The organism is Bacillus sp. ISL-75 (genome assembly GCF_018613095.1).
Genome location: NZ_JAGGQX010000063.1, coordinates 23,985 through 39,160, shown reverse-complemented (window position 1 = coordinate 39,160; position 15,176 = coordinate 23,985). Strand labels below are relative to the sequence as shown.

Below are 15,176 nucleotides of genomic sequence, written 5' to 3'. Positions count from 1 at the left end.
CACCCAGCAATTGTTGGTGTCAGGCACCTCTTTTTTATTCTTAAGGATTATTTAAGTATTTCCTTAAACTCTTTTCCCCTTTGAACATAGTGCTCGCTGGACATTTGTAACAAGTCCAGGTCCTTCTGAGTAATTTCGCGGACCACCCTTCCTGGTGAACCCAACACGAGTGAGCGAGGGGGAATTTTAATACCTCCAGATAGCAGCGTATTGGCTCCTATAATACAATCCTCGCCAACTTCTACATTGTCTAAAAGCGTTGAACCCATTCCAATAATACATCGATTGCCGACCTTACAGCCATGCAAAATAACATTATGGCCAATTGTCACATCATCAGCAATTTCGACTGGGAATCCTTCGAATAAATGAATCGTGGAATTGTCTTGAATACTGCAGCGTTCACCGATGATAATTGGCCCGTCATCACCACGTAATACCGCATTAAACCAGACAGATGAATCCTTTCCAATTCTCACATCACCAATTAAATAAGCACCAGGTGCCACAAAAACTGATTCATGAACATCTGGGGAAATTCCTTTGTAAGGGATCATCATATAAATCTCTCCTTTGAAATAACTGAATTATCTTTCTATTAATCTAAATATATCATGAAATCAAGACAAGATGTTTAATATGTATTTATTCATTTTCAATGAACTCTTTTTGCTCCTTCGATTAAAACAATTTGTATGCACCTATTTAAGTATTGATTTTTTAAAATGCAAAATTTTTTTGCCGTTTTCAATAAATTATATATTTTGCGCAAAATATTTTGGCACCAATTGAACAAAAAATCCTTTATTCATGCAAAATTAATGTTGGCACGGAACTTGCATATTATTTAACTGTAGCAAACGACAAGGGGGAACAAACATTGAAACCGTATACACATGAACCATTTACAAACTTTGCAGATGAAAAAAATAAACTAGCTTTTCAAGATGCACTTGCCTACGTTCAATCGCAGTTAGGAAAGGATTATCCAGTTGTAATTGGAGGGGAATCAATTACAACAGAAGAAAAAATTATCTCTATTAATCCAGCAAATACGGAAGAAATCATTGGTAGAGTTTCCATGGCCAATCAAGAGTTAGCAGAAAAGGCTATGCATGCCGCATTAACCACATTTGAAACGTGGAAAACATGGAAGCCTGAACATCGTGCCAATATTTTATTCAAGGCAGCTGCAATTATGCGCCGCCGTAAACACGAGTTTTCTGCTTATCTTGTCAAGGAAGCCGGAAAGCCATGGAAAGAAGCAGATGCCGATACAGCAGAAGCAATCGACTTCATCGAATATTATGGCCGTCAAATGCTGAGATTGAAAGATGGCTCACCAGTACAAAGCCGTGACGGAGAATACAATCAATATAATTATATTCCACTAGGTGTGGGGATTATCATTTCACCTTTTAACTTCCCATTAGCGATTATGGCAGGAACAACAATAGCAGCCATCGTCTCTGGGAATACGGTTCTTCTAAAACCGGCTAACTCAACACCAGTAGTAGCAGCAAAATTCGTTGAGTTGATGGAGGAAGCAGGACTTCCAAAAGGAGTTCTAAACTTTGTTCCAGGCAGCGGCGCGCAAATCGGGGATTACCTAGTTGATCATCCAAAAACACGCTTCGTATCCTTTACCGGTTCTCGCGAAGTTGGCTGCCGCATTAATGAACGTGCTGCTAAGGTTCATCCAGGCCAAAAATGGATCAAACGAGTTATTGCTGAAATGGGCGGTAAGGATACCGTAGTAGTAGATAATGATGCGGATTTAGATTTAGCAGCAGCAAGTATTGTCTATTCCGCTTTCGGCTTTTCAGGTCAAAAATGTTCGGCAGGATCTCGTGCAGTTATTCATCAGGAAGTCTATGATGTCGTCCTTGAGAAGGTGGTTGCTTTAACAAGAACACTAACTCTGGGCAGCCCTGAAGATGCAAATTCTTATATGGGACCTGTTATTGATGGCAAATCCTTCAAAAAAATCATGAATTATATTGAAGTTGGCAAGCAAGAAGGCCGGCTTATGACAGGCGGAGAGGGCGATGATTCTAAGGGTTATTTCATTCAGCCAACTATATTTGCTGACCTAGACGAAAATGCACGCCTCATGCAGGAAGAAATCTTTGGACCTGTTTTAGGTATTAGTAAAGCACGTGACTTTGATCATATGATGACCATTGCGAATAATACTGACTACGGATTAACAGGTGCATTAATTTCAAATAATCGTGAGCATATTGAAAGAGCACGTGAAGAATTCCACGTGGGGAATCTTTATTTTAACAGAACTTGTACGGGTGCGATTGTTGGTTATCAACCGTTTGGCGGATTTAATATGTCGGGTACAGATTCCAAAGCAGGCGGTCCTGAATATTTATTGCTACACATGCAGGCTAAAACAACATCTGAAACGCTATAAAAACTACAGCTTAGATGCCTCGATAGGTGGAGGTGGGATTTACTCCACCTGTCGAGGAAATTTGAAGGAGGAACTATAATGACAATAACTGAGACAACTAAAACAAATCAAATCATAGAACAAACAGATAAATTTGGTGCAAATAACTATCATCCACTGCCAATCGTTATTGCAAAGGCAGAAGGAGTTTGGGTGGAAAGTCCAGAAGGTAATCGTTACATGGATATGCTTAGCGCTTATTCAGCCGTTAACCAGGGACATCGTCATCCAAAAATTATTCAAGCATTGAAAGACCAAGCAGATAAAGTAACATTAACATCTCGTGCCTTTCATAATGATCAACTTGGTCCATGGTACGAGAAAATTTGTCAGTTAACCAATAAAGATATGGCACTCCCAATGAATACTGGAGCAGAAGCTGTTGAAACGGCACTAAAAGCAGCACGTCGCTGGGGTTATGATGTAAAAGGGATTGCTGAAAATCAAGCAGAAATTATTGCCTGCGTAGGGAATTTCCATGGCCGTACAATGGGTGCCGTATCCTTATCATCTGATCCGGAATATAAGCGTGGATTTGGTCCGATGCTGCCTGGAATCAACTTAATTCCTTACGGTGACCTCGAAGCATTGAAAGCAGCGATCACACCAAACACAGCAGCATTTTTAATCGAGCCAATTCAAGGTGAAGCAGGAATTATTTTACCACCAGAAGGATTTTTGAAAGCTGCATCTGATTTGTGTAAAGAAAACAAAGTATTATTCATTGCTGATGAGATTCAAGTAGGCTTGGCACGTACTGGAAAAATGTTTGCATGTGATTGGGAAGATGTGAACCCTGACATGTTGATCTTAGGTAAAGCACTAGGCGGCGGTGTGTTCCCAATATCTTGTGTTGTTGCCAATTCAGATGTATTAGGCGTTTTCAATCCAGGTTCTCATGGTTCAACGTTTGGGGGGAATCCACTGGCTTGCGCAGTATCGCTTGCAGCATTGGATGTAATTGAAGAGGAAAAACTAGCAGAACGTTCACTTGAATTAGGTAAATACTTCTTTGAACAATTACAATCTATCGATAATCCAAAAATTAAAACAATAAGAGGCCGAGGTTTATTTATCGGAGTTGAACTAACAGAAGCAGCAAGACCTTATTGTGAGCAGTTAAAAGAAACAGGCTTATTATGTAAAGAAACACATGATACCGTTATTCGTTTTGCTCCACCACTCACCATTACGAAAGAAGAAATCGATTGGGCTTTTGAAAAAATCAAAACGGTTTTAAGTTAATTTTTAAATAAAGGCTATGTTAAAGCTCATTGTTGATTTTGGCACATGTTGATTGGAGCGGAAGGCGCGAAGACTCCTGCGGGAGGACGGGGCCGAGGAGGCTCCCCGGACCGCCCGCGGAAAGCGAAGCGCCTGGAGCGGAAATCAACAGCCAATTATATAAATAAAAAAACTAATAATCTATTATACGACGGGGTGTCAGTCATGTCTGTTAAAGCGATAGTAACTGAAATGGAAAAGGAACAACAAAAAGAACAAGAATCATTAAATTTATTCAATTCAACCCAAACGATTATTCAAAAAGCTTTATCAAAATTGGGCTATAATAGCGAAATGTATGAATTATTAAAAGAACCGATCAGATTGTTAACAGTCCGCATTCCAGTAAAAATGGATGATGGTTCTGTCAAAATATTTACGGGCTATCGCTCCCAGCATAATGATGCGGTCGGCCCAACTAAAGGCGGCGTCCGTTTCCATCCTGAAGTGGATGAAGAAGAAGTAAAAGCGTTGTCCATTTGGATGAGCTTAAAGTGTGGAATCACCAATCTTCCATATGGCGGTGGTAAAGGCGGGATCATTTGTGATCCGCGAAATATGTCCTTTAGAGAGATTGAAGGTTTAAGCCGCGGCTATGTTCGTGCGGTCAGCCAAATCGTAGGACCTTCAAAAGACATTCCTGCACCAGATGTTTATACGAATTCACAAATTATGGCATGGATGATGGATGAGTACAGCCGTTTACGTGAATTTGATTCACCAGGATTTATAACTGGGAAACCAATCGTCCTTGGAGGTTCTCAAGGCCGTGAAACAGCGACTGCCCGGGGTGTAACAATCTGTATTGAAGAAGCAGTCAAGAAAATAGGGAAACAGTTGCAAGGAGCCCGTGTGGTCATTCAAGGCTTTGGGAATGCTGGAAGTTATTTGGCCAAATTTATGCATGATGCAGGTGCTAAGGTTGTGGCTGTATCCGATGTGTATGGCGCTATATACGATCCAAACGGACTTGATATTAATTACTTGCTTGATCGAAGGGATAGCTTCGGCACGTTCTCGCAACTATTTAAGAATACGATCACAAACCAAGAGCTACTTGAATTAGAGTGTGATATTCTAGTGCCGGCAGCTATCTCGAACCAAATCACAGCCAATAATGCTGCCAATATTAAAGCAGCGATTGTTGTGGAAGCAGCGAATGGTCCGACAACACTCGAAGCAACAAAGATTCTAACCGAGCGTGGTATTATCCTTGTTCCTGACATCCTTGCAAGCGCAGGCGGGGTAACTGTATCTTATTTTGAATGGGTGCAAAATAATCAAGGTTATTATTGGACAGAGGAAGAAGTAGAAGAAAAGCTTAAGAAGGTAATGGTTAGCTCTTTCGATAATATCTATCAAACTTCTAAAACACATCAAGTTGACATGCGTTTAGCAGCTTATATGGTTGGAATAAAGAAAGTTGCTGAGGCCTCTCGTTTCAGAGGATGGGTATAAAAGGAGTAGATTAATCTTTAAATGATTGAAATCTCCCTACAAGGATGGACGGAAAAATCTCTATCTGTTCTATGACTGTACGAAAATAAAAAAAGGAGTGACGAAAATTGTCAGTAGTGGTGGAAGAAGATATTTTCAGTCCATGTTCTGGGATCGTGGAAACTGTTTATACAGAGGAAAACGACCATGTATATGAGTGGGAAAAACTGTTTTTAATAAAAACCCAGAACGGTAGAATTGAAGAGATTTCGATCGGGATCAGCGGGTATATCACATCTTTACCTATAAAGAAGGGCCAAGAAGTTACTACTCAAACAGTCCTAGCAACCATCCAAGATGATTTGTTAATTACAGGATCTGATTAAGGAATTCGATATACTTTTAAAAAACTCTTTCCGTTTATTTGGAAAGAGTTTTTGCATGAGTGCCGACTAGTGGTAAAATATTGTCTATATAATGATTAAGCCTTGGGATAGGAGGTTGAATTTTGAATATTAATTTGAAGGATTTTCAACAATTAACAGATTATGACAATGTTTTAGTTGTAGATGAAAATGGGATTATTATCTTTAATGATTTAGCGGATTTAAATGTACTAAAAGAAATCGGCCTTAGACCTGAAGAATTTATGGGAAAGCATGTAACCTCCTCTTATAAGAACCTTTCGCATGAAAATAGTACCATTATGAACGTTTTAAAAAATGGAAAAGCGGTATGCAATGTAAAACAAGAACTAATCATGAAAAATGGAAATCTATTTGTTACGATAAATTCTACCTATCCAATTAAAGATAATGAAAAAATAATTGGGGCAATTGAATTCTCAAAACACCTTTATACAAAAGAAAACATCCAATCCTTAGACAAATTTGCAAGTCATAAGCTTTATCGAAGAAACAATACCATCTACACCATTGATAATATCATTAGTGTCAATCCAAAAATGGAAGCAATTAAAAATAAAATTAAAAAAATTGCTATGACAAATTCAACTGTATTGATCAACGGTAAAACAGGCACAGGAAAAGAAATGATTGCACAGTCGATCCATAATTTGAGCGATCGTTATGGAGGACCATTTATTTCACTAAACTGTGGTGCGGTTCCGCCAAACCTATTAGAAAGTACTTTGTTTGGCACGGTAAAAGGGAGCTTTACTGGTGCGATCGCTTTGATAGGATTATTCGAACAAGCTGAAGGCGGCACATTGTTTTTAGATGAGATTAATTCCTTAGATTTTTATCTTCAAGTAAAACTTCTTAAAGCTATTGAAGAAAAGGTTATTAGAAGAATAGGTGGAGATAAAAATATTAGTGTTGATATTCGAGTGATTTCAGCAACAAATGAGGACCCAGATGTTTTAGTTACAGAAAAACGGTTAAGAGAGGATCTTTTTTATCGATTGGGAGTTGTCCAGATTGATTTACCAACCTTAGCGGATCGAAAAGAAGATATAGAAAAGCTGCTTGAATATTATATCGATTTTTATAACAATAATATGAATATTTATATTGAAGGGTGTCAGCCTGAGGTTATTGAGTGTTTTAATCGGTATCCTTGGCCAGGGAATATAAGAGAATTAAAAAATGCGGTTGAAACGGCATATAATAATGTTTCTACCAATCATATCACGATAGAGGATATTCCAAAAAGAATGAGGGAATATCACGAATCTCCTACAAGTGATCAAATGGATAATAAGTTCGAATCCTTAAAAGAAGCGGTAGAACAATTTGAAAAAGAGCTGATAATGAAAGAACTTAGCAGCAAGAATGGAAAATTAACAGAAACGGCCAAACAATTGGGTCTATCGAAACAACTATTAAAATATAAAATCGAAAAGTACCAACTAGGATAAACGGTCATGTGATATCAATGAAAAACAAAATGGGACGGCCACGGATTGTATAAAATCTGTGGCTGTTTTTTTGATTCAAATGAAAAACTAGTTACTTGTCGCTAAAAATATTTTACGAATAAGTAAAAATTTTTACTCAAAAAGAAAGATAGTTGAAAATGATAAAAGATATTATCAGAAAATTCTAAAGGTAAAAAATAATTTATGTTTTAAAATTTTGGGAGAGTTCTAAATGATTTTTAGCATTTTAGCATAGATAAGCTAATCCTAATTGACTAAATAATTTTAATATTATAAAAGTTGGCACAGGAATTGCATTAATAAATAGTAAGTACGTAAAGTTCTCATGTTGATAAGGAGGTGTTTAGAAAAGTAATCAACTGCAAAACCACAGTTGATAAGAATTTACATATATAACTAATTTCCATAGTTTCGTAGAAAGGGGGAGAGCAATAAATGATTCAATTGAAAAATTTGGTAAAATCCTTTGGCTCCTTAACCGTATTAAAGGGTGTCGATTTAACCGTTAATGAAAAAGAAGTAGTTGTTTTAATAGGGGCAAGCGGCTCGGGAAAAAGCACTTTACTCCGCTGTTTAAATTTTTTAGAAGTATATGATGACGGGGAGATTCAGATTGAAGGAGAACCAATCGTTCCAAATAAAACAAATTTGAATAAAGTTCGTGAAGAGGTTGGCATGGTTTTTCAACACTTTAACTTATTTCCTCATAAAACAGTTCTAGAAAATATTATTGAAGCACCCATCTTTGTGAAAAAGAGAAAAGTGGACGAGGCAAAGCAGCACGCCTACGAATTACTAGAAAAAGTAGGATTAAGAGAAAAAGCAGATATCTATCCAGATAGCTTGTCAGGCGGGCAAAAGCAAAGGGTAGCAATTGCGAGAGCACTTGCGATGAAGCCGAAAATCATGCTCTTTGATGAACCAACGTCAGCGCTAGATCCTGAGTTAGTTGGCGAGGTGCTGCAAGTTATGAAGCAATTAGCAAATGATGGGATGACGATGGTGGTCGTTACCCATGAGATGGGTTTTGCACGTGAGGTTGCAGATCGGGTGGCTTTCATGCATGATGGACAAATTTTGGAGCAAGAGCATCCGAACAACTTCTTTGATCATCCGCAAAATAAGCGAACAAAACAGTTTTTAAATAGCATTTTAAAATAAATAAAAGAAACAGGGGGCAATAAAATGAAAAAGAAGACGATTGTCAGTTTAATTTCAGCTATATTAATGATTTCCATAGTTCTTGCGGGATGTGGTTCAGCGCAGGAAACAAACACTGCTGAGAAACAAGAAGAATTTGTTTATGCCATGAGCGGTTTATTTAAGCCTTTTAATTATAAGGAAGATGGGAAACTTACAGGTTTTGATGTTGAAATTGGTGAAGCTTTGGCTAAAAAAATGGATATGAAACCAAAAGCAATCACCTTTCCATTTGAGACCATTATTCAAGGACTTAGAGATAAAAAATTTGATGCAATCCTTGGAAGTATGACAGTAACGGAAGAACGTCAGAAAGCTGTAGATTTTACGAATCCCTACTACAAATCTGGTTCAAGAATTTTTGTAAGTACTACCAATACTGAAATTAAGTCGAAAGCAGACTTAAAGGGTAAGAAAATTGGGGTTACACCAGCAACAATCTATGAAAAGCTTGCAAAAGAGTTAACCGATCAGGATAAAGTCATGGTTTATTCTCAAGGGGACATGACTGCTTTAATGGACTTAGCGACAGGGCGTGTTGATGCAGTTATCTGTGATGATATTTTTGGTAAAGTTGGTATTATTCAAGGGGACTTAAAAATTAAGGCAGTAGATGAATTACTGCAAGTAGACAATCAAGCAATCGCAACAAACAAAGAGGACAAAGAATTAACTAAAAAAATCAACAAGGCTTTAGACGAAATCATCGCGGATGGAACTTATAAAGAAATCAGTAATAAATGGTTTGGTTACAATCTTATGGATACAGGTAAATAATGCAAGTTAAATCAGATTTAAAATAATTATTTTGTTGACTGGATGGGATTTGACATGCTAGAAATTTTTCAATCAAACTATAGCTCATTATTTGATGCATTATTAGTAACAATGAAGGTAACCGTTAGTTCACTTATAATAGGGAGTATTATCGGTCTTGTATTTGCCTTTTTTTCACTCTCTAATATTAAATTCCTAAACCTAATTTCTCAGGGTTATTTAATCCTCGTTCGTGGTACGCCAATGATTGTCCAAATCTGTATTCTCTATTTTGGAATCTCGTCCATTCTTACGTTACCACAATTTTGGGCAGGGGTCATCGCCTTATCTGTTCACAATGGGGCATATATATCGGAGATCTTCCGCGGTGCCATTCAATCGATTGATAATGGTCAGATGGAAGCAGCACGCTCTCTTGGGATGACTTACAAGTTAGCGATGCGAAGAATTATTTTACCGCAGGCCTTCAAACGGGCTATACCCTCCCTTGGAAACCAATTTATCCTATTGCTGAAAGAATCAGCACTAGTGGCCTATATTGGTATGACAGATTTATGGGGTGCAACGATGTCAATTGCTGGAGCCAATTATCGGCCATTGGAAACCTATATGGTGACTGGCTTGTTTTATCTTATTCTTGTTGGGATATTCACTTATATATTCCATAAGTTGGAGGTAAAATACAGCCCAGACACTAAGAAAAAGGTAAAAGCTACTCGTGCCATAAGTCCCAAATCGACAAGCATAATTGAGCAATAGAGTTTGAACCTAAAAATATCATAGTCATTGGATTGTTAGTCCCAATGACTATGATTAGAAAAATGTCCTCTTTTCCGTGGGCATTTTTTTAATTTGTTGAAAGTTCTTGATCTTTTGATTCCAGCAGTATTTTTGTTGTAAAAGTATTTTTACGAAATAAAAAAATTTTTACAATTATAGTTTCTCGGTTTGATTTATACCGATACACTTTCAAGAAAGGTGTAATAATTATTTAAATTTTTTAAAAATTTATTGTCGTTAAAAGAGGATTTAATAAGGTTTATTCGAAAGCTTCACAAAATTGTCGATTGGTTTTTAAAAAGTTGGCACAATTATTGCATGACATTTAAATAACGTGTAATTATTTATAAATTTTAAATATTCATAAGCGATTGCACGATTGGTCAAAAACTATCCATTGTAAGGAATTTCAGTAATTAAAGGAGTGCATCGTATGAAAACAAACAAGATTTACCGTGATAGTCTCATTTTTGGTTTTGCCTTTTTCGCTGTATTTTTCGGGGCTGGAAATTTAATTTTTCCGCCATCGATCGGGTTTGTTTCCGGGACAGATTGGCCAACCGCTCTCGCAGGTTTTGTTCTTACTGGAATTATCCTGCCCTTACTTGGACTAATAGCTGTTTTAAATGCTGAAGGGAAATTTGAAGTCTTAACCAACCCAATTAGTCCATGGTTTTATAAAGTTTACAATATTCTGTGTATGTTATGTGTTGCCATGGTCGTTTCCGTCCCTCGAACGGCTGCTACCACTCATGAAATAGGCGTTCATACACTATTTCCGCATTTTCCTGCCGTTGGAACGATGATTATCTTCTTTGCCCTTAATTATTATTTTGCCAATGACCGATCAAATCTTATCGATAAAGTGGGAAAAGTGCTGACACCTGGCTTATTAGTTATATTATTATTCATCATCTTTAAAGGTACATTCGATCCAGTTTCGGCACCGATTGATACAAAACTTCCAAACTCATTTTCTAATGCTTTTACTGGTGCCTATCAGACGGGTGACCTTTTTACTGGTCTACTTTGTGCCTCAGTATTTATCGGAGCTGTTGGTAACAGAGGGTATAAGGACTCTGCCAACGTTAGAAAAGTTGCGATTATTGGTACCATCATCGCAGGTGTGGGTCTATTAATTGTTTACGGTGGCTTACTTTATATTGGTGCTACAGGTGCAGGTCTATTCCCGAAAGATATTGAGAGTACTGCTCTTTTAACGGGACTTGTTCATCGTTTACTAGGAGATTATGGAACGATTTTCTTGGCTGTTGCTGTTGCCTTAGCCTGCCTTACAACGGCGATTGGGATTACAGCGTCGATTGCCGATTTTCTCAGTCAATTGACCAAAAATAAAGTAAGCTATCGTACTTGGGTTCTAGTCATATGTATTTGTGGAGTTTCAGTAGGCCTGCTTGGGGTTGAAAAAATTATTAACTTCGCGCTTCCACTCTTCTTGGGACTCTATCCAGTATCGATTGTAATAGTATTCCTTGGTGTCTTCCGTAAATATATCCCAAATGCAGGGGCATACAAGGGGGCGGTCTTGTTAACAGTTTTAGTTAGCCTATTTGAAATGTTAGGAGCCTATGGATTAAATATAAAGCTTGCTAATGACTTGATTTCAATGATCCCGTTAAGCAGCAAGGGGTTCGCATGGCTTCTACCAGCAATCATCGGATTTATTGGAGGAGCACTGCTTTATAGGGCAACTGCTCGAAAAGAAAATATCGAAATGGATATGAGTGCTTAACTAATGAATACGTTAAATGATGACAACTAGCTAGTTTCATAGAAGGGGAGTAGGAGAAATAATGACTAATCATAAGAACAATGAGTGTACCTATATAAATGGAAAAATTTTCACAGCTAATCCAGATAAACCATATGCAAACACTATGGTGGTACGTGATGGCAAAGTAGACTGGATTGGGTGTCAAGCAGATTTAGAGACATTAGACGGAGAATGCGTTGACCTAAAAGGTCGAAGAGTGCTGCCGGGCTTAATTGATGCCCATTTACACCCATTGTACCTTGCTAATGCATCCAAGCATATAGCTTGTACGCCTCCGCTAATTCATTCCATTGAAGATTTAATTAAAGAGGTTAGAAGTTCGCGCGGTATTCAAGGGAAGGATAAATGGGTTGAAGGCTGGGGATATGATGAAGGAAAGTTGCTGGAAAGACGTTCACCCACACGCTGGGATCTAGACCAAGCTGCTGCAGACGTTCCTGTTATTATTACACGGACGTGTGCACATATTGTGGTTGTTAACAGCAAGGCTTTGGAATTAGCAGGAATTACAAGGGATACACCTGAAGTGCCAGGCGGTCAGATTGACAGGGATGTAGACGGTGAACCAACTGGCATTTTACGTGAGAATGCCAAGGACCTTGTCACTCGGATTATGCCTGTGAAAACACTCGAAGAGAACGCTGAAATACTTGCCGAGTTAAGTAATGTGCTACTCTCCCATGGAATTACAGCGATCACCGATGCAATGGGCAGAACGGAACCAACTGATTATTTGGATATGTATAATGATGCAGTCAAAAAAGGACTAAAGCAACGGACAGTACTCTACTATATTTGGGAAGATTTAAAGAAACAACCGATCTTGGAAAACGAAAAAACTAGCCTTGAAAACCAAATCCATATTGGCGGGGTTAAGTTATTCTCAGATGGCAGTGTATCCGGCCAAACCGCATGGGTAAATCCACCTTTCTTAGGTGAAGGGGAGAATTATGGCATTCAAATGACTACCCAGGAAGAATTAATAGCGGCAGCAGAGGGGGCAGAGAAAAATAATGTTCAGTTGGTTATCCATGCCATGGGTGAGCAGGCAATTGATTTAATTGTTGACACATTTTATGGTAAAAAAGGCTGGCTTACAGATGCACCTTCGATCAGGATTGAACATGCGGCGATGCCAACACCGCAAGCCTTAAAACGTGCAGCTGAAACCGGAATAGCTTTTGTTACCCAGCCAATCTTCTTATTTGCAGAAATTGAAAGCTACCATAATAACCTAGGTGCCGAGCGGACAAAGAAGACCTATCCTGTAAAGTCAATGCTAGAAGCAGGAATCAAGGTTGCCTTTTCATCTGATGCACCTGCGACCGCATGGGCCGATCCGGTAAGTCCATTTGTAGGAATTAAAGCTGCTGTTACACGCCGGGCCTATGACGGGAAAGACACGGGGCAAGAACAAAAAGTAGATTTAGAGACAGCCATCATTCTTTACACTAGGGCCGCTCAAGAAATTACCCGCATTCCGAAGGTTGGACAGCTGGCTCCAGGATATCATGCCGATTTTATTATACTTGACCAAGATATCTTTGAAGTGAGCCCTGTGAAAATTGATGAAATACAGGTAGTGGAAACATTTATGGGCGGAAAATCCGTTTATCAAAAAGGGGCAGCATCTTTATATTTATAGAGTTCGAATTGGTCGTGATTCCCAGATACTATCTCTAAAGAAGATAGAATCTGGCTTACCTCCATTTCTAATTCCATAACATATGAGTTTTACACATTTTTTTCAATATGGTAAAACTGAAATATAATGAAGGAAAGGGAGAATATTATGACAAAGTCAATTTTTACAAATGGGACAATCTATACTTTGGACGCGAATCAACCAGTAGTGGAATCTGTTGTCGTTGAGAATGGTAGAATCATAGATATAGGTTCTCACCACGAAATGATCCTACATTGGGGCAGAAATGGGTCAAACATTATTGATTTGCGGGGGAAAATGGTTACGCCCGGATTGACTGATAGCCACCTGCATCTTTCTGGTGTGGCGTTCAACTTTTTAGACCTTGATTTAACCGGTGTAAAATCAAAAAGCGAAATGCTTGATAAAATTAGGGAAAAGGCGAATACCGTTGCGCCTGGGAAGTGGCTTGTCGGAATGGGCTGGGATGAAAATCTCTTTACAGAAGGAACTATTCCTACCATAGATGAGTTAGACGTTGTTGCACCGCACTGTCCTGTTTATCTAAAACGGATTTGTCACCATGCATTTTTAGTGAATAGCAAGGCACTTGAAATGAGTCAGTATTATCCGGAGATTCATATTCCAACTGGCGGAACAGTTGTACTTGATCCGATTACCAAAAAGCCGACAGGGATGCTGCTCGAATCGGCTTCCCAGCTGATAACAAAATACATACCGGAACGAACCTATCAAGAGTTAAAGAATGGCTTACAGCAAGCGATGCAATTTGCGGTGAAGAAGGGGCTAACAAGTGTACATACCAATGATCCTGCTTATTTAGGCGGTTTGGATTCCACGTATAAAATGTATGATGAATTAATTAACCAGGAAGGCCAAGGTTTACGCTGTAATCTGCTCATTGATTACCCCTATCTTAATCAATTGAAAGAAAGAGGAATGTATGCAGGCTATGGAAATGACAAACTACAAATAGGAGCGATAAAAATTTTTGCTGATGGAGCATTTGGGAGAAGAACGGCGCTCCTATCAGAGCCCTATCACGATAACCCGAGTCAGTTTGGAGATGCTATGTATGACCAAGAAACCCTTTATCAAGTGGTTAAAGAGGTACGAGAACACGCCATGCCACTAGCTGTCCATACGATTGGCGACAAGGCGTTAGAAAGTGTTCTAGATATTCTGGATCAATTTCCAAAAGTGGACTACCGTGATCGGATTATTCACACATCCCTGGTTCGGAATGATTTAGTTCAGCGTTTAGTTGATATGAGCCGGATTGCTGATATTCAACCAAGGTTCGTGATAGGTGATTATCCATGGGTGAAGGAAAGAGTAGGCGAAAAAAGGGAGCCATATTTATATGCATGGAAAACGTTACTTGAATCGGGCGTTTTGTGTGCCGGCGGTTCCGATGCACCCGTTGAACCTATAGACCCTCTGCTTGGTATTCATGCTGCGGTTACCCGTAGAACTCCTGGCCATCTTCATAAAGGCTGGAATGCCAAAGAGAAACTCTCAATGCTTGAAGCCGTTAAGCTTTTTACAATTGGGGGTGCATTCGCTACCAATGAAGAAAATCTTAAAGGGACGATTTCAAGAGGTAAGCTAGCGGATCTAACGGTTTATTCTAATAATTTATTTACAATGGAGAATCCTGACGAACTATTCCAAACTGAGATTGATATGACCATCATCGGTGGCGAAATAAAATATACAAATTAAGGGAATGAAATAGGCGAAAGAACACTAAAAATGATGTAAGCGCTTTATAATTAACAAAATAATTAAAATAGTCAAAAAATATTGACAGGTTATTTTTTCAATGGTACCCTTATAAAAATTGAAGATGAATCAATGATGAGAAGAGTAG

12 protein-coding genes and 1 other annotated feature (1 of these 13 only partly in view) are annotated in these 15,176 nt (G+C 38.5%); of the genes, 11 read left to right on the top strand and 1 reads right to left on the bottom strand.

The window, feature by feature from the left end:
- Positions 1-47: 47 nt before the first annotated feature.
- Positions 48-560, bottom strand: coding sequence for a gamma carbonic anhydrase family protein (locus tag J7E63_RS24110; RefSeq protein WP_215017186.1), 513 nt, complete (start codon positions 558-560; stop codon positions 48-50).
- 320 nt (positions 561-880) lie between these two features.
- Between J7E63_RS24110 and pruA the strand changes: the two genes are divergently transcribed.
- The 11 genes from pruA (at position 881) to J7E63_RS24055 (ending at position 15,028) form a co-directional block, all read left to right on the top strand.
- Positions 881-2,425 carry an L-glutamate gamma-semialdehyde dehydrogenase gene (pruA, locus tag J7E63_RS24105; RefSeq protein WP_215017184.1) on the top strand — a complete coding sequence of 515 codons (1,545 nt, stop codon included), beginning with the start codon at positions 881-883 and terminating at the stop codon, positions 2,423-2,425.
- 78 nt (positions 2,426-2,503) lie between these two features.
- Positions 2,504-3,709: an ornithine--oxo-acid transaminase gene (locus J7E63_RS24100; protein WP_251033724.1), complete on the top strand. Its 1,206-nt coding sequence runs from the start codon at positions 2,504-2,506 to the stop codon at positions 3,707-3,709.
- Positions 3,710-3,940: 231 nt separating this feature from the next.
- Positions 3,941-5,206, top strand: coding sequence for a Glu/Leu/Phe/Val family dehydrogenase (locus J7E63_RS24095; protein WP_215017236.1), 1,266 nt, complete (start codon positions 3,941-3,943; stop codon positions 5,204-5,206).
- A gap of 107 nt (positions 5,207-5,313) precedes the next feature.
- Positions 5,314-5,571 (top strand): biotin/lipoyl attachment domain-containing protein, encoded by a 258-nt coding sequence (locus J7E63_RS24090; RefSeq protein WP_251033723.1) that lies wholly within the window; start codon positions 5,314-5,316, stop codon positions 5,569-5,571.
- A gap of 122 nt (positions 5,572-5,693) precedes the next feature.
- A complete protein-coding gene (locus J7E63_RS24085; protein WP_215017182.1) occupies positions 5,694-7,064 on the top strand; it encodes a sigma-54 interaction domain-containing protein in 1,371 nt (456 codons plus the stop codon).
- A gap of 456 nt (positions 7,065-7,520) precedes the next feature.
- Positions 7,521-8,246 (top strand): amino acid ABC transporter ATP-binding protein, encoded by a 726-nt coding sequence (locus J7E63_RS24080; RefSeq protein ID WP_215017180.1) that lies wholly within the window; start codon positions 7,521-7,523, stop codon positions 8,244-8,246.
- Between the two features lie 24 nt (positions 8,247-8,270).
- Positions 8,271-9,062: a transporter substrate-binding domain-containing protein gene (locus J7E63_RS24075; protein ID WP_215017178.1), complete on the top strand. Its 792-nt coding sequence runs from the start codon at positions 8,271-8,273 to the stop codon at positions 9,060-9,062.
- Between the two features lie 54 nt (positions 9,063-9,116).
- Complete coding sequence (locus J7E63_RS24070) at positions 9,117-9,821, top strand: amino acid ABC transporter permease (protein WP_215017176.1); 705 nt, start codon at positions 9,117-9,119, stop codon at positions 9,819-9,821.
- A 454-nt stretch (positions 9,822-10,275) separates the two neighbouring features.
- Complete coding sequence (brnQ, locus tag J7E63_RS24065) at positions 10,276-11,595, top strand: branched-chain amino acid transport system II carrier protein (protein WP_215017174.1); 1,320 nt, start codon at positions 10,276-10,278, stop codon at positions 11,593-11,595.
- A gap of 61 nt (positions 11,596-11,656) precedes the next feature.
- On the top strand, positions 11,657-13,282 hold the full coding sequence (locus J7E63_RS24060; protein ID WP_215017173.1) for an amidohydrolase: 1,626 nt from the start codon (positions 11,657-11,659) through the stop codon (positions 13,280-13,282).
- A 147-nt stretch (positions 13,283-13,429) separates the two neighbouring features.
- Entirely contained in the window at positions 13,430-15,028 is a 1,599-nt protein-coding gene (locus J7E63_RS24055) for an amidohydrolase (protein ID WP_215017171.1), read from the top strand.
- A gap of 123 nt (positions 15,029-15,151) precedes the next feature.
- Positions 15,152-15,176, top strand: a binding site (T-box leader) (it continues 222 nt past the right edge of the window).